This is a genomic window from Verrucomicrobiia bacterium, from assembly GCA_035629175.1.
Classification (GTDB): domain Bacteria; phylum Verrucomicrobiota; class Verrucomicrobiia; order Limisphaerales; family DASXHY01; genus DASXHY01.
The window spans coordinates 13,886-33,063 of record DASPIL010000061.1; the positions used below are offsets into that span (position 1 = coordinate 13,886).

The 19,178-nt window shown below is 58.5% G+C and carries 14 protein-coding genes and 1 tRNA gene; 6 read left to right on the top strand and 9 right to left on the bottom strand.

All coding sequences use genetic code 11. The annotated features are described in order from the left end of the window. Window positions 1-85: 85 nt before the first annotated feature. Window positions 86-1,591, bottom strand: coding sequence for a carbamoyl-phosphate synthase large subunit (gene carB / locus VEH04_10170; protein HYG23137.1), 1,506 nt, complete (start codon window positions 1,589-1,591; stop codon window positions 86-88). 108 nt (window positions 1,592-1,699) lie between these two features. Beyond that, window positions 1,700-3,982 (bottom strand): cation-translocating P-type ATPase, encoded by a 2,283-nt coding sequence (locus VEH04_10175; protein HYG23138.1) that lies wholly within the window; start codon window positions 3,980-3,982, stop codon window positions 1,700-1,702. A gap of 172 nt (window positions 3,983-4,154) precedes the next feature. Between VEH04_10175 and VEH04_10180 the strand changes: the two genes are divergently transcribed. The 5 genes from VEH04_10180 (at window position 4,155) to VEH04_10200 (ending at window position 8,450) form a co-directional block, all read left to right on the top strand. After that, a complete protein-coding gene (locus VEH04_10180) occupies window positions 4,155-4,844 on the top strand; it encodes a prepilin-type N-terminal cleavage/methylation domain-containing protein (protein HYG23139.1) in 690 nt (229 codons plus the stop codon). Window positions 4,845-4,868: 24 nt separating this feature from the next. Further along, a complete protein-coding gene (locus VEH04_10185; protein ID HYG23140.1) occupies window positions 4,869-5,585 on the top strand; it encodes a PepSY domain-containing protein in 717 nt (238 codons plus the stop codon). Window positions 5,586-5,757: 172 nt separating this feature from the next. After that, window positions 5,758-5,841, top strand: a tRNA-Leu gene (locus VEH04_10190). A gap of 154 nt (window positions 5,842-5,995) precedes the next feature. Beyond that, on the top strand, window positions 5,996-7,123 hold the full coding sequence (locus VEH04_10195; protein ID HYG23141.1) for a M20/M25/M40 family metallo-hydrolase: 1,128 nt from the start codon (window positions 5,996-5,998) through the stop codon (window positions 7,121-7,123). 40 nt (window positions 7,124-7,163) lie between these two features. Further along, window positions 7,164-8,450, top strand: a complete 1,287-nt coding sequence (locus VEH04_10200; protein HYG23142.1) for a hypothetical protein — start codon at window positions 7,164-7,166, stop codon at window positions 8,448-8,450. Window positions 8,451-8,453: 3 nt separating this feature from the next. On the opposite strand, the gene VEH04_10205 is transcribed toward VEH04_10200, so the two are convergent. Further along, window positions 8,454-9,260, bottom strand: coding sequence for a glycosyltransferase (locus VEH04_10205; GenBank protein ID HYG23143.1), 807 nt, complete (start codon window positions 9,258-9,260; stop codon window positions 8,454-8,456). 41 nt (window positions 9,261-9,301) lie between these two features. Then, on the bottom strand, window positions 9,302-10,762 hold the full coding sequence (locus VEH04_10210) for a sigma-54 dependent transcriptional regulator (protein HYG23144.1): 1,461 nt from the start codon (window positions 10,760-10,762) through the stop codon (window positions 9,302-9,304). 222 nt (window positions 10,763-10,984) lie between these two features. Between VEH04_10210 and VEH04_10215 the strand changes: the two genes are divergently transcribed. Next, window positions 10,985-12,226 carry a glycosidase gene (locus tag VEH04_10215; GenBank protein HYG23145.1) on the top strand — a complete coding sequence of 414 codons (1,242 nt, stop codon included), beginning with the start codon at window positions 10,985-10,987 and terminating at the stop codon, window positions 12,224-12,226. A gap of 60 nt (window positions 12,227-12,286) precedes the next feature. Here the strand turns inward: VEH04_10215 and VEH04_10220 are convergent, their stop codons facing one another. The 5 genes from VEH04_10220 to VEH04_10240 all read right to left on the bottom strand — a co-directional run bounded on the left by VEH04_10220 (window position 12,287) and on the right by VEH04_10240 (window position 18,978). Next, window positions 12,287-14,452 (bottom strand): alpha-L-arabinofuranosidase, encoded by a 2,166-nt coding sequence (locus VEH04_10220; GenBank protein ID HYG23146.1) that lies wholly within the window; start codon window positions 14,450-14,452, stop codon window positions 12,287-12,289. Between the two features lie 122 nt (window positions 14,453-14,574). Continuing rightward, entirely contained in the window at window positions 14,575-15,480 is a 906-nt protein-coding gene (locus tag VEH04_10225) for a prepilin-type N-terminal cleavage/methylation domain-containing protein (protein HYG23147.1), read from the bottom strand. A gap of 76 nt (window positions 15,481-15,556) precedes the next feature. Further along, on the bottom strand, window positions 15,557-17,509 hold the full coding sequence (locus tag VEH04_10230) for a hypothetical protein (GenBank protein HYG23148.1): 1,953 nt from the start codon (window positions 17,507-17,509) through the stop codon (window positions 15,557-15,559). 143 nt (window positions 17,510-17,652) lie between these two features. Beyond that, window positions 17,653-18,594, bottom strand: coding sequence for a prepilin-type N-terminal cleavage/methylation domain-containing protein (locus VEH04_10235; GenBank protein HYG23149.1), 942 nt, complete (start codon window positions 18,592-18,594; stop codon window positions 17,653-17,655). A 3-nt stretch (window positions 18,595-18,597) separates the two neighbouring features. Beyond that, window positions 18,598-18,978, bottom strand: coding sequence for a hypothetical protein (locus VEH04_10240; protein HYG23150.1), 381 nt, complete (start codon window positions 18,976-18,978; stop codon window positions 18,598-18,600). Window positions 18,979-19,178 lie beyond the last annotated feature (200 nt).

A 19,178-nucleotide genomic window follows, 5' to 3' on the forward strand; every position in this document is an offset into this window, starting at 1 on the left:
AGTGTGCCTGGGGAGAAATGAATAAGCCGCAGGTAGCGGAGATTCTTCCGCGCTCCTGCACGGGAACCGCGCTAACAACCACGCGCTACTGTCCAGCCGTCGCCAACTCTTCTTCGAAATCCACGATCTGCTTGATCTGTGTAAGAAACCAGCGATCGATCTTCGTCAGGTTGAAAATCTCGTCGACGCTGAAACCCGCGCGCATGGCGTGTCGAATAAAAAAGATTCGCTCCGCATTCGGCACCGTCAGTTTCCGGCTGATCACGTCGCGCGGGAGGATTTCACGGTCGCCGTATACTTCGGTTCCGATGCGCCAGGGTTTCCCATCGCCACCCAGTCCGTAACGTCCAATCTCCAGCGAGCGCAAACACTTCTGCAAACTCTCCTTGAACGTGCGCCCGATCGCCATCGCCTCACCCACGCTCTTCATCTGCGTGGTCAAGGTTGGATCGGCTTGCGGAAACTTCTCGAACGCAAAGCGCGGGATCTTGGTGACCACGTAATCAATCGTCGGCTCAAAGCTCGCGGGTGTTTCGCGTGTGATGTCGTTCTTGATCTCATCGAGCAGGTATCCCACCGCAAGCTTTGCGGCGATTTTCGCGATTGGAAACCCGGTTGCCTTGGAGGCGAGAGCCGAACTGCGGCTGACGCGCGGGTTCATCTCGATGATAACCATGCGGCCGTTGTCCGGGTTCACGCCGAACTGGATGTTCGATCCACCGGTTTCAACGCCGACCGCGCGAATCACCGCGAAACTCTGGTCGCGCATGATCTGGTATTCCTTGTCCGTCAGTGTCTGGATCGGCGCGACCGTGATTGAATCGCCCGTGTGAACCCCCATGGGATCGAAATTCTCGATCGAGCAGATGATCACGCAGTTGTCTGCCTTGTCCCGCATGACCTCCATCTCGTATTCCTTCCAGCCGAGCAGCGATTCCTCGATCAGGATTTCAGAGACGGGCGATAGTTCCATGCCGCGCTTGGCGATTTCCTCGAACTCGTCGCGATTATACGCAATGCCCCCGCCTGTGCCGCCGAGCGTAAACGCAGGGCGAATGATCAAGGGCAGGCGCCCAACCTTTTCCGCAACCGCACGAGCCTCTTCCATCGTGTGCGCCGTTCCCGAAATCGGAACGTCCAGGCCGATGCTGAGCATGAGCTGCTTGAACGCCTCGCGATTTTCGCCCTTGTGAATGGCTTCCGCCTTCGCGCCGATCATCTCCACGTCATGCCGCTCCAGGGCGCCATTCTTATGCAGGGCCATCGCAGTGTTCAGCGCGGTCTGCCCGCCGAGGGTTGGCAGCAGCACGAGCTTGCCGGGCGCGCCCATCCGCGCCATCTCCGCCTTTTCGCGCACAATGATCTTCTCCACGCAGTCGGGCGTGATTGGCTCAATGTAGGTGCGATCGGCGAACTCCGGGTCCGTCATGATGGTCGCCGGGTTCGAATTCACGAGCACCACGCGGTAACCCTCCTCCTTCAGCGCCTTGCAGGCCTGAACGCCGGAGTAATCGAATTCAACTGCCTGGCCGATGATGATCGGTCCGGCGCCGATGATCAGCACGCTATGGATGTCGTTGCGCTTGGGCATAGTTCAAACGCCGGAGAGTGAATCGGAATTCGCATCGCAAGTGAAGGAAAAAGGACTTTCATGCCGGGCCGCTGCGCAGACCAGAAAAACCAAACCCACCGCAGGCGGTCAGTTCCGTGCGGGCAACCTCCACCGGCGCAGGCGCAGTGCGTTTCCGATGACAATGATATCCGACACACCCATCGCGGCAGCACACAGTATCGGGCTTAAAAATCCCAGCGCCGCGAGCGGCACCCCGACGGCATTATAAAAAAATGCCCAGAACAGGTTCTGCTTGATCGTTCTTAACGTGGCCCTCGCCAGCCCCAAGGCTTCGGGGACCGCTTCGATTTCCGACTTGAGCAGAATGATATCCGCCGCCTCTCTTGCCACATCGCTCGCACGCGTGACTGCCACGCCCAAGTCGGCTTGCTCCAGTGCAGGCGCGTCGTTGATGCCGTCGCCCACAAATGCAATGCGCTCGCCGCTCTTCTGCAGCCGTTCCACAAAGCCCGCCTTTTGTTCGGGTTTCACGCCGGCGAACACGTTATCTGGCGCGATGCCCACCTGCCGGGCCACGCTGGCCGCAGTGACCGGATTGTCCCCGGTTAACAGATAAACTTTCAGCCCGCGTGCCTGCAGATCGGCGACCACTTGCGCGGCGCCGTGTTTCAGCGTGTCGCGAACCGCAAACACGGCGAGCAGTTCGCCTTCCGCCGCTAGGCCGGCGAGCGTCGCGCCCTGGCTGGCCCATTCGTGCACGAAGCTTTCACCAGCGGCCAGGTCCACCCCGCTTTCGCGCAACCACGGGATCGATCCCTGGATCAATCGCTTTTCCTGCCCGTCGATCGAAATAAACCCTTCGACCCCTGCGCCCCGGAGTTCACGCCAGCGGCTGACGAGCGTTTGACCCTCCGCAATTTTGGCGAGTGCCTGGCTGATGGGATGATTTGAATTTCGCGCCAGCGATGCGGCAAACGTCTTGACGTCGAGGTCGCCACGAAGTTCCAGAACTTTGGCGACGTCCGGTTTTCCCAGTGTGAGCGTGCCTGTCTTGTCAAACACAACGCCGGTGACGGTTCCCGCTTTCTCCAGTGCCACGCCGTCGCGTACGAGAATGCCGCGTTGAGCCGCGGCATTGGAACCCGCCATGATTGCTGTGGGCGTGGCCAGGCCCATCGCGCAGGGGCACGCTATGATCAAGACCGCCGCGGCAATGATGAAGGCTGCTGCCGTCCGGCCGTCGGGAATCGTCGCAGGCCACAAATACGGTGCGACCGCCTGATGCGCGTGCAAGGCCGACTGGGGCGCAAGTCCCCACCACAATGCGGCGATCACGGCGATGCCAACGACAATCGGAACAAACACGCTGCTGACCCGATCGCCCAGCCTTTGGATGCCAGCCCGGCTCGTTTGCGCACGCTGCACTGCGGCGATGATGTGTGCGACAGCAGTCGCATCACCCGTGGCCGTCACGCGTGCCACGAGCCGCCCGTTCGCATTCACGGTGCCTGCGAACAGCGCGCTTTCCGGCTTCTTGTCCACAGGGATCGATTCGCCCGTCAACATCGATTCGTCCACAGCCGATTCCCCTTCAAGCACGGCCGCGTCGGTCGGCACCCGATCTCCGGGCCTCAGCACAATACGATCATCCACGTGCAGCATTGATGCGGGAACTTCCGTTTCGGAATTATCGGCCTCCAGTCGCCGCGCCGTTTGCGGAACGAGGTTCAGCAACTGTCGCAACGCGCCTGAAGCCTTGAGGCTGACGCGCGATTCCATCCAATGGCCGAGGCTGATCAGGGTAATGATCGCCGCCGATTCCATGAAATACACGTGACCGCCGCGGCCAGTCACAAGGGCCCACGTGCTGTAGGCGTAGGCCGTCGTGGAACCCAGCGCCACCAGTGTGTCCATGTTCGAGCGTCCCACCTTTAACTGGTTCCAGGCGCCCCGATAAAACTGGGCTCCGGCCAGGACCTGCACAAGGCTTGCCAGCACGAACGCGACCCACTGAAACCACGGGGTCATTGCGACATGGAAGACCCATTCGCCGAGCATGATTGGAATCGTTCCCAGCACTCCGATCCAAAGCGTGAATTCCCAGCCGGCCATTTTATGTTCGCCGTGATCCGTTGAGTTAGGAGTGGCCGCGGGCGCGAGGCTGGCGTTGTACCCCGCGCCGGAAACGGCTTTGAAAAGCGCGTCGGCCGATGGCTGTGCTCCGGGGTTCCATCGAACCGCGGCTCGTTTCGTCTCGAGGCTCACCCATGCGCTGTGAACACCCGGAACGCTCTGCAGCGCATCGGTGACATGGCGGACGCAATTGCTGCAATCCATCCCAGTCACCATCAATTCCGTCGCAGCCGGACCTCCCGCCGCCTTTGGCCGTTCTATCGTTTCAGCAGGCATGGACGGAGCTTAAACTGAATCGCGGCCGTGCGCCATGCCGCGTGATGCTTTGCAGATCATGACATTTTCCAATCCTCTTTTGTGCTTTGTTCAAGGCCACCAGTGCAAGCGGTCGACAGCCTTTCGCAACCGCCAGGAAGCCAGTCGTTGAATTACCGTTAGGCTGGGTCGCGTGAAGACACAAAATCGCTCCCGCTCAAAACCATCGGCTTTCACATTGATTGAACTCCTGGTGGTCATCGCCATCATTGCGATCCTGGCGGCCATGCTGCTCCCCGCGCTCGCGTCCGCCAAGCAAAAGGCCAAACGCATTGGATGCTATTCCAACCTGCGACAGGTGTACATCGCGTACGCCAATTACGCCTCCGATCATCGCGATTTCCTTCCGCCGAAATTTGAAGTGAAGAAGAATGCTCTGAAGCCCGAGGACATTACGAAGGGCAAGCAGCTTCAAACGTTGACCAACGGCATGCACACGCTTCTCGCGTCCGAAATCGGGGGAAAGGCGAGTCTTGTATGGCGCTGTCCGTCAGACGCCGGCGACTTCGGTGACAGGACGCCTGTGTTCGAAAGAAAAGGGACAAGCTTCGAGGCTGAAGGATCGGAGCTGAATCGCAAAGCCGGGGACGAATTCAAGAACAAGTTCGCGTACATGCATACCCGCGATGTCATCCGCGATATTTTCAAACCGTGGGACAGTGACGACCACCTCAAGGTGCAGGAGAAGATTGCCAAGGGCGAGCTTGGGCCGGTCAAGTGGCACGCCAAATTTTATAACAAGGTCATGGGAGACGGGCACGTGGTCGCAGTTAAATCCAAAATCGAGGACAAGGAATCCAAGGGTGAGAACTCGGACGACTGAAACTGCGGCAACCTTGCTGTTCCAATGCAGAATCCCACCGTTTCGAAATCGAAATATTGGCTGCTTGCGAAATCGCGCCAATGGCATGCCTGGGCAGGACTGGCCGCCGGGCTGTTTCTGCTGGTCGTTGGAGTTTCCGGGATCGTGTTGAACTACGAGCATCCGATCTTCTCTGCCTTGGGCCTTGAAACGCGGGTTCCCAAATCGAAAAAGGAACACCGCCAAACGAAGCAGCTTCCGCCTCAGTTGTCGATGGGCAACGGTTTCGCCGCCCTGCCCGTAAGCATCGAACGGGCTTTTGAAATCGCGCGAGCCGAATGGGGAGACGTGCCTTTGGAACGCGTTGAACTGAAAGACGAGCGCGGCGAAATGCTCTACAAGTTCAAACACAAGAACGGCAGTGAATTGTGGATCAATGCAGTATCCGGCGCACATCTGAAAAAGGGTGCGTATGAACGCGTCGGAAAAGCCGCCCTCGACGGCACACCGACGCGGTCAACCGATTGGGGCAAGATTCTCATCGACCTTCACACCGGCAAGATCGGTGGCGAAGCTGGCAAGGCTGTCATGTCCCTTGTGTCGCTGCTGTTGATTCTGCTTTCGTTATCCGGGGTCTACATGTGGCTCAAGCCATTGGTAATCAGACGCAGGAACGCCAAAGCAAAGGCGATTGCCAGTCAACGCCTCATTTCCACTGAGGCTCCTGGCCATCGCGCGGCGGAAGCTGGTTCCAGTCCGTAGTGCAGGTTTTCCACTCTCCACCCTCCGCAGCAGGCTCGTGCAGAAGGACAAACTTGAAAGTCTGCGATACGGGGGATGCGCGGAAGCGATTTTGAACGATTCGTCCACGGGAGCGGCGTTAAAGCAAAAGTTGATGCCGCAGAGTGCGTGCAATATGTTGGCGACCAGCATTGCGCACGTGGTGGAATGGCAGACACGCCAGACTTAGGATCTGGTACCGCAAGGTGTGAAGGTTCAAGTCCTTTCGTGCGCACCATCTTCTGGGATGAACGATTTACGATGGATGATTGATGATTCAGCAATACCCGAACAGCCAATCACAAATCGTAAATCATTCATCATAAATAACCCGGCTTTTCTCGACAGCTTCCGGTCGGCCACATAATCTCGGCGGCTCGAACCAGCACGTCATGACTTCAACGGAAAAGCTGCTGATGGAACTGATCGCTTTGCCGAGCGTGAATCCAGCTTTCCTGCCGTCCAACGATCCTCATGCGGGCGAACAGCGAGTCGCTGAATTCCTCGCCAGTGTCGCAGCCAATGCGGGCCTCGACGTCGAATTCCAGGCCGTCTTGCCAAATCGCGCCAATCTCGTAGCGCGCCTCACGCCATCGGGACCCGTCACGCAGCGCATCCTACTCGCTCCCCACCTCGACACGGTCGGTGCGGCGGCGGACGGATTCTCGCCGCGTGCACGTTCCTTGCGAATCCATGGACGCGGCGCGTGCGACACCAAGGGTTCCGTCGCTGCCATGCTTTCGGCCGTCGCGGCCATCGCGCGCGATGGAAAGCGGCCCGCGAAAACGGAGATTGTTTTCGTCGGCCTTGTCGATGAAGAAAACGCGCAGGCGGGTTCAAGGGGGTTCGCACAAAGCGGAATCTCGGCGAGCCTGGCAATCATTGGCGAGCCAACACAGCTCAAGATCGTGACGGCGCACAAGGGAAGCCTCTGGTTGCGAATGGAAACGCGCGGGAAGGCCGCGCACGGCTCAACTCCAAACCTCGGCCGCAATGCGGTGCACGAGATGGCCCGCATCGTTGACTTGCTCGAAACGAAATACGCGGCGCAGCTCCGCAAGCGGCGGCACCCGCTGCTCGGATCGGGAACGATCAACGTCGGAACGATCGCCGGCGGGACACAGCCGAATATTGTTCCGTCGGCGTGCTCCATTGCAATCGATCGACGCACGCTGCCAGGCGAGAACGAAAACTCCGTTCGTCGCGAGATCAACGCTCTGCTGAAGCAACACGGCCTGCGAGCCCGGTTCGACAACGAAAAGCCCGCGCCCTGCCTTCCGCTCGAGACCGATCACAAAATCCCACACGTCAGCCAGTTTCTCACATCGGCAGGCCAGCGTCGCCCAGCCGGAGTTGACTTTTTCTGCGATGCCGCTGTTCTTGCGGCGGCGGGAATCCCGTCTGTTGTTTTCGGCCCTGGGAGCCTTGCGCAGGCACACACGGATGACGAATGGATTTCGCGGTCTTCGCTAAATTCAGCCACCGCGCTGCTGACCCGCTTTCTGCGCGGCTTGCCTTGAACACTTGCAGGACGCGCAGGTCGAAACCACTTAATTGAACATGGACATCACCGCAGCTGCCGAACAGCGCAAACACCATCTCACCTTCTTCCGCCAGAGCGGCTGGCTGATGGTTGCGAACGTCACAGGCGGGTTTATGTCGCTCGGGGTGCATTTCCTCTCGGGTCGGGTGGACCAGTCGCAATACGCGGCCTTCGGCACGCTGCTGATGCTCACGTCGTGCCTTCCCGCGATTCCCCTGCAGATGTTGTATGCGCAGCAGACCGCGGCGGCACTGGCGACGGGACGTCCGCGCGAATTGAGCTGGACGATCCGGCTGGGGCTGATCGTTACGTTCGCCTTCTGGATGGCAGCCGCAGTCGCGGTTTTTGTTTTTCAGGACGACATCGTGGCCCGATGGAAATTACCCGGCGCATCGGCGCTGTGGATCACTTTGCTGACGGTCCTGATGGGGCTGTGGAATCCCATCTTCGGGGGAACGCTGCAGGGACGGCAGGATTTCCTCTGGATGGGCAACGCCGCCATCTCGATGGGAGTTTTTCGGCTGCTGTTTGCCGTTCTACTCGTCATTGGGCTGCATCAGGGGGCGACGGGAATGATGGTCGGCGCGCTTGTCGGAATGACCGCGGCCGCCGGTATTGCGGCGTGGAGAACCCGGGATTTATGGCTTCTGCCAATTCAACGATTCCCAACCAAAAATCTGCTGCGCCACGCCATCCCATTGATTCTCGGTTTCTGGGCGTTTCAATTCATGTTCACGTCGGACCAAATGTTCGCCCAGACATTTTTTGCCGGGGACGATGTGGTCGGTTATTACTACGCCGCAGGAACGCTTTCCCGCGCGCTGCTTTGGCTGGTGCTTCCAATGGCTGCGGTGATGTTTCCAAAACTGGTGCACAGCCGCGCAAGTTCGCAGAAGAGCAACTTGCTGGGATTGGTGGTGCTGGGAACCGCGGTCCTGTCGATCATCGGAGCAGGCTGCCTCTACCTCGCGAGCCCGATCGTGGTGAAAATTGTTTACCCCGACAGCTACATTGTCCCAACGGTCGCGCTGTTGCCGTGGTATCTCGGTGCGATGATCCCGCTCGCGATGGCGAACGTCCTGATCAATGATCTGCTGGCGAGCGACGACTTCAGAATCGTCCCGGCCCTCGTGATCCTGGTCGTGGCCTATGGCGTCACGCTCCCTTATGCGTTGAACCATATCGAACGCACGCCAGTGGTGCTCCTGCAGGTGCTTGGCGCATTTAACCTGCTGCTGCTCTGCGCTTCAGGCGCGGCGGTCTGGACCAAGCGCCGTGGGGCGCATCCGAAGCCTGCCGCCTGATCGTCAGGAAGGGCGCGGAGGCGGTGCCTTCAATTTCCCGTAAATCCATTGCTCCAGCGGCCGCAGTGGCTTCAGCCATTTGTAAAACGGCTTGTAAATAAGCCAGATGCGAACGACCGAGAGGAACATCGTGAGCGAGGATCGAAACAACGTCGCAGTCACCTTCGATCCGGCTTTATCCGACCATTCGGTCGGGACCTCCAACACGTGCAGCCCCGCACGTTTCATGGCGACGATCAGGTTGACATCGAACGCCAGGTCCGCGATGCGCAACCGCGAGTGAATTTTTTCCACGGCGCCGCGGCGCATGACCTTGCAGGGACATTGCGTGTCCTTGATGTTCATCCAGAACAGCAGCTCCACGATCAGATGAAATGTCCGGCTGGTGAAGCGCCGCAGACGGGTTTGTGCCTGCGGAACGATCGCCCCCGGCAGCCAGCGCGATCCAATGACACAATCCGCCCGCGAAAGGTATTTCGTCAGGTCATGAAAAGCGCGCGGCGGCGTGGCACCGTCGGCATCCACGTACCCGATGTAATCAGCCAGCGGCGCAAGCTTCAGTCCTTCGATCAATGCGCCGCCCTTGCCAATCGGCTCCTTGAACTCAAGCGCCTGGATGAACGGATAATCCGCGGCCACCTTCTGCACGACCGCCAATGTGTTGTCGCGGCAGCCGTTCAACACCACCACGAGGTGAAACTTGCCGTGGTATTTCTTTTGGAAGTAGCCGCCGTACTCGCGCAACACCGGCTCAATGCGCTGCTCCTCATTGTAGGCCGGGATCAGAAGTAGCAGGCTGGGTTCGGTCACGCGATGGATTTAGCAGAGCCCGATCCAAAATCAATCCGCTGCTACTTGAGGTTCAATTCCCGCTGAATCCCAAATTTTTCGATGCGCTTGCGCAATGTCGCGCGCGTGATGCCGAGGAGCTTCGCAGCCTGAACCTGGTTTCCGTTCGTTTCCTTGAGCGCCTGCACGACCAACTCGCGCTCCACTGCTGGAATGACCTTCATCTTTGGGTCCTTCCGCGCCCATTGGAAAAGCCTCCGCGCAAGCCCCACGACATCGTTCCCCGTGCCGTCAGCAGGCGCCAAAACTGGCGCCGCAACCGTTGAGGACGCGGCGGGAGCACTCGGCGAACCCTGGCCGATGATTTCTGGGGGGAGTTCGCTGACGAGGATGGCATCGCCCTTGGACACCACCAATGCCCGCCGAACCACGTTCTCGAGTTCGCGCACATTGCCGGGCCAATGATACTGCTCCAAAATTCGAATCACGCTCGAGGAAATCGATTTGGGATGGCTTTTCTGGTCGCGCGCGAATTTCTTCAGAAAGTAGTTCACGAGCAATCGCACGTCTTCGCGCCGTTCCCGCAAAGGGGGAATGTGAATGCGGACGACGTTCAGGCGGTAGAACAGGTCCTCTCGAAACTGCCGCGCTGCGACTGCTTCCTCCAAGGGCTTGTTTGTCGCCGCGATCACGCGCACATCCACTCTAATGGGCTGGTTGCCCCCAACGCGCTCAAACGTTCCACTCTGCAGGACCCTAAGAATCTTCGTCTGGGTCGGCGGCGTCATGTCGCCGATTTCATCCAGGAAGATCGTTCCGCCGTTGCATTGTTCAAATTTTCCGATCCTCTGCATCGTCGCGCCGGTGAATGCGCCGCGTTCATGCCCGAACAATTCGCTTTCGAGCAACTGCTCCGGAATGGCCGCGCAATTCACCGCCAGGAACGGCTTTTCACTGCGGTTGCTGTGGTGATAAATCGCGCGCGCGACCAACTCCTTGCCCGTCCCGCTTTCGCCCGTCACGAGCGATGTGGCATCGGTGGCCGCAACCTGGCCGATGAGCTTGAACACCTGCTGCATGGCCTCACTGCGTCCCACGATTCCAAGTTCGTAATCCTCGGACTCGAGCAGCGGTTGATAGGAAACCACCTGGCGCATGTCGTGCGCGGCCTTGATGGCGTTGGTGACGATCTCCTTCAGCTTCGGGATGTCGAAAGGCTTGAGCAGGTAATCGTAAGCACCCAGCTTCATCGCTTCGATCGCTGTCTGCGTGGTGCCGTATGCGGTCATGAGGATGACCAGCAGCTTGGAGTCGATCTCCCGGATGCGCCGCAGCGTTTCCAGGCCATTCATCCCGCCCATGCGGATATCCATCAGAACGAGATCGGGGTGCAACTGCGGAATCAGTTTTAGTCCTTCTTCCCCGCTGGAAGCAGTGGTCAGCTCGATTTCCGGCGAATCAAAAATCCGCTGGAACGAGTACTGAACATCCGCTTCGTCATCAATCAACAACAACTTGCTCATTTACGTCGGCGGGGAGAATAAGCCAACCGCCGCCCGTGCGCCAGCATGGATAGAGCCGCAGAGGGCGGCCGCCGCCCCTCCTCCGTAGCAGCCCAGCGATCCATTCATTCCTCCTCGCGAGCCGGCTGCATTTCGGCGTTCCATCCCGGCCTCGCGTCCAGCCTTTTGTCAGGCGTTTTGATGACATTACCCGCGACATCCGCATCGCTATCAAGGTGCCCGATGTCACAACTCACCCGAGTCCAATTCGCATCCCGCATGCGCCGCCTTCAGTTCGAACACGAAAAACTGCTTCGCCGAAGGAATCGCGGTGAGGTGCTTGGCAATGGCATTTTCCAGAGATTCCAATATCCCGTTCTCACCGCAGAACACGTTCCATTGGCCTGGCGGTATGACCTGAATGCGCAAACCAATCCGCACCTCATGACGCGGCTGGGAATCAACGCCACGTTCAACGTTGGCGCCATGGACTGGGACGGGGATATCGTGCTCATCGTCCGCGTGGAAGGATGGGATCGCAAATCGTTCTTCGCCGTCGCCGAAAGCCGGAACGGCATCGATGGCTTCCGATTCTGGGATTATCCGGTGCGCATGCCTGAGCTCGATCACAGGGAAACGAACCTGTATGACATGCGCCTCGTGCGGCATGAGGATGGCTGGATCTATGGGCTCTTCTGCGCCGAACGCCACGATGACTCGAAGCCTGGCGATCTCTCAGCTGCGGTTGCGCGCTGCGGAATCGCGCGAACACGCGATCTCGTAACCTGGGAACGGCTTCCCGACCTGAAAACCAATTCATTGCATCAGCGAAACTGCGTGCTGCATCCGGAATTCGTGAACGGCAAATACGCGTTCTACACGCGTCCAATGACCGACTTCGCTGCGACAGGCACAGGCGATGGGGTTGGCTGGGGCGTATGCGATGACATCACGCACGCCGCGATTGATGCGGAGCAAATTATTGATCCGCGGTTTTATCACACAATCAAGGAAGGCAAGAACGGCCTCGGGCCAGCGCCAATTCGCACAAAGGCAGGCTGGCTGCATCTCGCGCACGGCGTGCGCAACACCGCGGCCGGAATGCGCTACGTGCTGTATTTATTCCTGTGCGATCTCAACAACCCGACGCGCGTCACCCACGCGCCTGGCGGGTATTTCCTGGCGCCTGAAGGCGAGGAACGGGTGGGCGATGTGTCGAATGTCGTGTTTGCAAATGGGTGGGTCGCGCAGAAAAACGGCGACGTGTTCATCTACTACGGTTCCTCCGATACCCGCACGCATGTCGCCACAAGCACGATCGAAAAACTGTTGGATTACGTGATGAATACTCCGGCCGATGGAATGCGCTCGTCCGTTTGCGTTGCGCAGCGATGTGAGTTGATCGACCGCAATTCGAAACTTGCGAGTCGTTCCAAGGCGCCCCGCGGTCATTCCGCATCCAGCTCAAAACGTGCAGGTCTGTAAGCCCGCGTTCAGGCTTCTCGCATCCGGCTTCTGAATCGACGTGAACGGCGCGTCCGGTTTTTACGGCTCCCACACCGCGCGCCAGAACACTGCCGGCGCTGACGGATCGTTCGTGAAAATGATCGAACTGCCGGAAAATACGTTGGTTGCGCTCACATCCCATTCGAGAAGATTCGTCGACGATTCAATGCGATACGGCACCTCCACCTGTCCGTCCACGTTTAGCGCGAGACTATTTGCTGACGGACCAGACACAGTCACGGACGGCGCCGCGGGAGCCATCGTGAAAAGCGTGAGGGACATCGGCGCGAAGTTGTATCCGAAGTTTGTTCCGACGCCCGTCAAGGACGCCACCGCTATGTCACGGTCGCCCAGCGGTGCATTGGTTCGCGCAGCTTCATCCTGCGGAATGCCATACATCCTGACGATGGCAGTTCCATTTGGCAGATAACCATTCACCGCGATGGACGCGTTCTGGTTGGTGACGAGTGACTTGTTGATCACGAGCAACGTCAACTCCCCGTTCGATCGACGGACGGCATGGCTTGCCAGCCCGGAGTAATCGCTCTGTGCCGGTATCACCTTGTCGCCTGGCCGCGCAAACCACTTCATCAACTTCGCGGCATAAAATGCGGGGTGCCGTGTGCTTGGGCCATTGACCATCCCGAGATCCCCGTATGCACGCCAGCCATAAATATCCGCTCCAAAGAATCCCTGCGTGTCCGTTCCGTTCCGAAAATCCCACCACACAAAGCTGCGAAACTCCGTCTTCAGCAATTCACCAAGACTATCCGCGTAATACAACGCGTTCACGAGGCTTGTGGATTGACGTCCCTGCGCGCCTGCATCGACGTTGTTCTCGGTGACCACGAGTTCGATGTTGGTTCCGCCCGGCCCGAAGTAATCGATGATCTGCTGTCTCAGATCCGCGGCGTCCGCAGCCCAGTTTCCTGTGGCCTGCAGAATGGCGGCGTCGTTGTTCGGTGACTGGCCGGGATTCGATGGGTCAGTCCAGTTCGGGTAATGATGGTGCACAAGGAAATCCGGCGTGACGCCAAGGTTCTTGAACGTGGTCAACAGAATGGGCGTCCATCCGTAATGCGTCCCGCCAGTGCGGGCATTGAAGACGGGATGGGTCGTATAACCATTGGCATAGGCGTCCTCGCCTGGCGCGGCGACGACTCCAATGCGAATGCTGGAATCCGCTGCCCGCATCTGTGCCATGTATTGCGCGGCGCGGGTGGCGTATGTGAAAGCGTGATGCGGCAGCGTGTTGGTGTCGCGCTCCCAGGTGCCGTAACATTCGTTGCCGATTTCCCAATACCGATAGCCGAGGTTGTTCGTGACATTTGCATGACGCACCCAAGCCGCGGCTTCTTCGGGGGTGCCCGTGCCGTAATTCACAGTGATGAACGCCTGCACACCTGCGTTGGTCGCCACCCGCACCATGTCACCGAACGAAGTCGCCCATTGCCATGAGTTCGAAAGCGTGGTGTTGGAGCCCCAATGATACTCATCGGAGAGCGATCCGCCGGGCATTCGCACAACCAGGGTTCCCATTTCCTCGAGCAGTCCAATGGTCGTCGTGTGATGGGGCGGATCGAAATACGGATCCCACATTGCGAGGTTCACTCCAAAGTGCCGCTCGTCAACCACGTGCAAGGGTCGCAATGCGTCGACGCTTACCCGCACCAAATCAGGCGCGGGTTTCGGATCGAATAGCAACTCATCAAGAAAATACGGGGCGGAACTCCCATCATTCCGAAGGACGATGTTGATCCGATTGAAGTTCACGACATTGGAGATGCCCAATGAACTCAGCGGGATGGAGTAGGTTCGCCATTCGTTCGTGGGCAGCCGCCCCTGCAGGACGAATGTGGGCCCCGCTGTGTCACCAGTCTGTGCCTGAAGTTGCAATCGCTGCCCTCCCGTGCTCCCACCATTGGCGGAGAAGGTGAACGATGTATACGGACCGGTGTTCACATCCGCGTGGTAAAAGGAGATCGCCTCCCAAAACGCCCCGCTGAATTGGATGGAACGTGACCCGGAAAACACGGGCGAGGTATTCGCGAAATCCCGGGATCCCCAGCTCCAGTCCTGAAACCCGCTGGCCAGCTGATCCGAATAAACGGAAAGCGGAGTCTGTGCCCTGGTGGGCGAAACCGCGCTACTGACGCCTACGAGGGCAATGGTAAATGCCGCAGTTCTGAAATAGATTGCGCGCATGAAGGTCGGTTGATGATGGAAGGAGGAAATGCCCGAACCATTGGCGCACAATAAACACGGTCCCGATTTGAAAGTAATCGATGTGCCGCGAACTGGACCGGCCCAGGCTTAGGGGCCCCCCATTAGCGGCGGACGGATGTTCGCTCTGCCAGCCAAACGACATCTTCGTTGTTCGGCGAATCGCTGGCTCCAACCATGCCGGGGTTTGCGCTGGCCGGGGGGGTGTAGGTGCGCCGATCGCGCCACTTGCGAATTTCCGAATGCCCATCGGCAAAGGAAAGCCCGGCCGCTTTGTTATGACTGCTCGCCGGATAGTCCACCAGCTTCGTCGCTGCGGCACTGTTTGGCATCGCTACCGCCATCAACCCATCATTAATCGTGTTCGGATTTTCATCCATGATCACCCAGGTGGAAGATGGGCCAGGCCGGGTGAAGTGGGACATGCGGCCAAAAGTCAGATAATTGGGATCCGGATCCGCATAAGTGCCCGACAGCCAGCCACCGCCGACTGCCGACCCGACCGGGAAGTTGCCGCCCCCGCCACCTCGGGCCGTGTTCCACCAGCGCGTTCCCACCGCATTGCTCATTGAATAGCTGCGGGATCGGGACCGCCCTTGCACCAAAAGCCGATCAGCGGGGCACTTGTAGGTGTCTACCTGCCTGATGTATTGCGAGAGGACGCTGTGTTCGGCAAGCAACGGATTTGCGGTCAGCGAGTCGAATGGCTGGGCCATGGTTCCGACAACCCAGTTCCGCATCTGATCCTTGTTCGCATAGGTCGTGTACGCTGTCGTATAGGGAAATTCGTTTGGAGCGAGCTGATCGTTATTGTCCTCCGCGTACATCCGCCAGCCGATCATGATCTGCCGCGTATTGTTGAGGCAACCGACTGCCTGCGCCTTTTCTTTTGCCTTACCGAGCGCCGGCAGAAGCATCGCGGCCAGGATGGCGATAATCGCAATGACAACCAGCAACTCAATGAGTGTGAAAGCTGGCAAGAGATCGCGGTGAGTCTGGTTGATCTTCATGAAGGCGGCGGTGGTATAGAAGGTTGTGAAAGGGGCGCCGGCGCTGGGCCGGCGCCCGTATATTCTGCAGTCGAGCTTACGGAGTCACTGTGACAGGCGCACTCACCCCTGCAGTCTTGGAACCATCCGTCACATCTGTGGCGGTGATCGTGAATTCCCCGGGCGAACCAAACAGCAACTGGAAGGTGGCGCTCCCGTTGCTCAGGTTTGCATTCAACGGATTGATTGCTGTCCCATCCGTGCTGGTAATTGCGACCTCGTCGGAGGCCGAGGGCACCAGGTTGAAGTTCGCATCAACGGCACGCACCGTGATATCGATCACACCGCCCCCTGAGAGGCTGACCGGATCAGGCGTTCCCGTTTTGCCGGTCGGAGTGCCGGGAGCCGCAGTTTCACCCGGCAGAAGAACCTGCAACTGGGTGAATACGGGCTTCTCCAGGCGGAAGAAGCTCTGGCTGGAGCTCAGCTGGCTTGAAGGCACCACCGTGTTCCGGAACGCGCCGGCCGCCCAGCTTGCGACTGGAGTGACATTCATCCACGGTCCCGCGATGTTCGTTGCCGTCCGCAGCACAAATCCAGTGTCCGGAAGCGACCATTGCACAAGCTTCTGTCCAGGATCGTTAGGAATGACGAATGCCGTATTGGGGGACCCTGTAAGACGCGTCCAGACGTTCGTATCCAGAACTGCGTCGTCTAGGAAGTTGTCCCATACCACCGCCACGCCATTGTTTGTCATTCCAGCATTCGACAACACCACCTTCTGCCCCACGTTAAACTGCGGTTGCTCTTCGGACACCCGATTCGGCTGGGCTCCAAACACGAGGTTCAACGGATCGATGAACCTTGTTGCGATTTCGGGGCGAATGGTGAACGCCACGCTGACGCCGCCAGGGCCCCTCAAGGTGACATTCGTGTTCTGGTTGAAGGTCATGCTCCACGTGCCTACCGGTGTGGCTGCGACAAGGTTTGTCAACTGTCCCGCCCAAGCGTCACCGCCAGTGAATTCCGCACCGAACAAATTCGTATTCGAGTTCGGTTCGTTAATCTTGTAGCGGAAATAAGCAGTTCCACCGCCGTTGGTGTTGGGCTGGACGTTCAACCAGATCAAATCAGCTTCATTGAAGTCCAATGCTGAAGCTGTTCCCGGCCCCGTTGTCAAAAAGATGTGAGCTTGATAGTTCGTGTAAACAGTAGGACTGGGGAATTCCTTGATCGTGAATGCATACGTCACGTCGCCAGGTTGATCCGTAAAGCCCAAGCCGCTCTGGTTGCTGACCTTCACGCTCGTGCGCTGGAATTCGCCGCCGCCAGGGCTTGAGAACAAATTCAGCCCCGACACCGGGCTGCCGAACGCCTTGGTGAACGAAGGCGGAGGAGTCGCAACTTGCTTCGCTTGCAGGACAATGTTGTCAATCCAGAAGGCAGCGGTGCCGGTCAGGTTCGCCGCCGTGTATTTCTTGAAGCCAACGCCATAAACGGCGTCAATGTTCGCCGTAAACGGATCAATTGGAACGCTCACGCGCGTCCAACCGTTGCTGGCGGCGGCCGGGATTGGCGCGTTGGCGATCGTGATCCAGGGCGGGGTGTTCTGCGCACCATTCTCAACTGGAATTCCCCAAAACTGCAGGGCTTCACCCGTTGAATTGTAAGTGGGCAACTCAACTGTGGAAGTTGCAGCGTCCCACTTGATGTCGAAAGTGATGTTTGTGTATTCCGTAAGGTCGACCCGTGCACTGCCGGGATTCCACCATGCGGATCCCGAAAAATGCCCGAGAGCCACGAGCTGATCGCCCGCTGTCCCGTTGGCGGTGATGTGCAAAGCACCCGAACTCGGATTTCCGCCCGCATCCTGGGCTCCATCCCACAGGACTTGTCCCTGGCCACCCCAGCCAATGTGCCAGCCGTTGATGTCCGTATCGAAAGGATACTTATTGACCGTCTCTGCGGCACTGGCATTGCTGCCCGCCAGCGTGAGCGCCGCGCCAATCACGGCGAGAGCTGCCCACTTTCCGAAGTTTGGTTTTTTCATATATGAACTAATCAGGTTGGAGGTTTGCTTCAAAATCAAACTGCTCGACGCGCGAAGTTTCCTTTGAATCGTTGGCCATACTATCAGCAGGCCTGCATGTGACATGTCATCAAAATGGGCGACAGTGCAACCGGGAACATACTTTAATCCCCGCCTTGATTGGTCCACATGCCGCGAGGATTGCCAAGGGTCCCCGAACCCACCGTTTGTTCAATGCGAAGCCCTTCGACATGTCCGTCGGTGAACAGGTAATTGAACCGCTTGCGATGCATCGCGTACAACGCCTTGCCCTGGTTGACACCCTGCTCGCCATTCGGATTCTGGTTCGGTGCGTTCTTGTCAATCTGGTAGAGGTTACCATTGGCTCCGCCATTTTGCGAAGTTTCCGGTCCGATTGAGACGCACGTCCACTCGTTGCCAGCCGCTTGTTGTCCGCCCGTTTGTTCCACCAGCAGCAACGTGCCAGCAGGATCCTTCACCGCAGAGGTTTTATAACCGGGTGCTTCATAATCCGGCACGGGCCCGTTGTCGCGCCAATATATGCCCACTCCACGACGGCCAGCTGCGTTCAGCGATGGCAGGGGATAGCGGCGCAACAGTGTGTCCACCTGGTATTCAGTTCCCCAATTGGGCCCGACGCTGTTCATGGCATAGGAACGCAGGCCGAAAAACGCGGGGTTGCCAAGCCATGACACCTTGATGCCGCGATCAGCAGGGCAGAGAAGCACCCTGGGCGTGACTTCAACATCCAGAATGCCGACCGCCAGATCCGCATCGGACGCATTGCCGCCTATATAACGATGGATGAAAGAGTCCCACGACAGCTGCCCTCCGCCGAAACCAAGCCCCGCCGCGGGGAACTTATCGTTCCGGTCCGCGGCGAACATGTTGAACGCCACGTTGATTTGTTTCTGCTGCGACAGGCACTGCGTGCGCTGCGCCTTCGCCTTCGCCGAAGCCAAAGCCGGCAGCAGCATCGCCGCGAGGATCGCGATGATGGCAATGACGACAAGCAATTCAATCAGGGTGAATCCGCGCAGGTTGGGTTTGCGCAGCACAGGAGATTGGAAATCCACGGGGATCATAGTTCACCGGTTGACCAGCACCACGTGCATGGTTTTGTCGATCGCGTAACGTTTGCCGGGAGGGGGCGGCGGAAATTGTGTGCCTGCCGACGCCGCGAATTCCTCAAAGTCTTTTGGCGGTTTTCGATTCCTGAGAATCCAGCGCCGCAACTCCCGGTTCATCGCCGCAAAATCCGGCTCGCCCGCCGGAGTCGCAACCGGCGCAGGTGCAGGACCCGCCTGATACACTGGCGCGCGCGACGGCTCCACCGACGTGTTTGTCTCAATAACTGCCGCTGGCGCGACCTCCTCCTCTTTACTGCAGCCAAGAAGAAGAGCGGCCAGAATCACAACGCTGACGTTTCGGAAAACCAAAGCGGAAAATTCAGAATCAGGAGTCTTCACGGCTTCAACACGGCATTATCGAACACAAGCACATGCTGCAATCGGTTTGAATATGTTATCACTTTAGACATTCGCATCACAGCGTATTGTCCTCAAAACTCGCGACACTCGCGCATTCGCGGAAACCCTGCCGTTCCGGAGGTCGCAGCGAAGAAGGTGCATGAGCGTGGCATCAGGCATCTTGCCTGACGTGGAGGGCA

Bases quoted from the DNA above. Each gene is read 5' to 3' on its own strand.
- VEH04_10185 (HYG23140.1), top strand. From the start codon at position 4,869: ATGCAGAATCCCACCGTTTCGAAATCGAAATATTGGCTGCTTGCGAAA.
- VEH04_10235 (HYG23149.1), bottom strand. From the start codon at position 18,594: ATGATCCCCGTGGATTTCCAATCTCCTGTGCTGCGCAAACCCAACCTG.
- VEH04_10220 (HYG23146.1), bottom strand. From the start codon at position 14,452: ATGCGCGCAATCTATTTCAGAACTGCGGCATTTACCATTGCCCTCGTA.
- VEH04_10210 (HYG23144.1), bottom strand. From the start codon at position 10,762: ATGAGCAAGTTGTTGTTGATTGATGACGAAGCGGATGTTCAGTACTCG.
- VEH04_10230 (HYG23148.1), bottom strand. From the start codon at position 17,509: ATGAAAAAACCAAACTTCGGAAAGTGGGCAGCTCTCGCCGTGATTGGC.
- VEH04_10200 (HYG23142.1), top strand. From the start codon at position 7,164: ATGGACATCACCGCAGCTGCCGAACAGCGCAAACACCATCTCACCTTC.
- carB (HYG23137.1), bottom strand. From the start codon at position 1,591: ATGCCCAAGCGCAACGACATCCATAGCGTGCTGATCATCGGCGCCGGA.
- VEH04_10215 (HYG23145.1), top strand. From the start codon at position 10,985: ATGTCACAACTCACCCGAGTCCAATTCGCATCCCGCATGCGCCGCCTT.
- VEH04_10195 (HYG23141.1), top strand. From the start codon at position 5,996: ATGACTTCAACGGAAAAGCTGCTGATGGAACTGATCGCTTTGCCGAGC.
- VEH04_10225 (HYG23147.1), bottom strand. From the start codon at position 15,480: ATGAAGATCAACCAGACTCACCGCGATCTCTTGCCAGCTTTCACACTC.
- VEH04_10175 (HYG23138.1), bottom strand. From the start codon at position 3,982: ATGCCTGCTGAAACGATAGAACGGCCAAAGGCGGCGGGAGGTCCGGCT.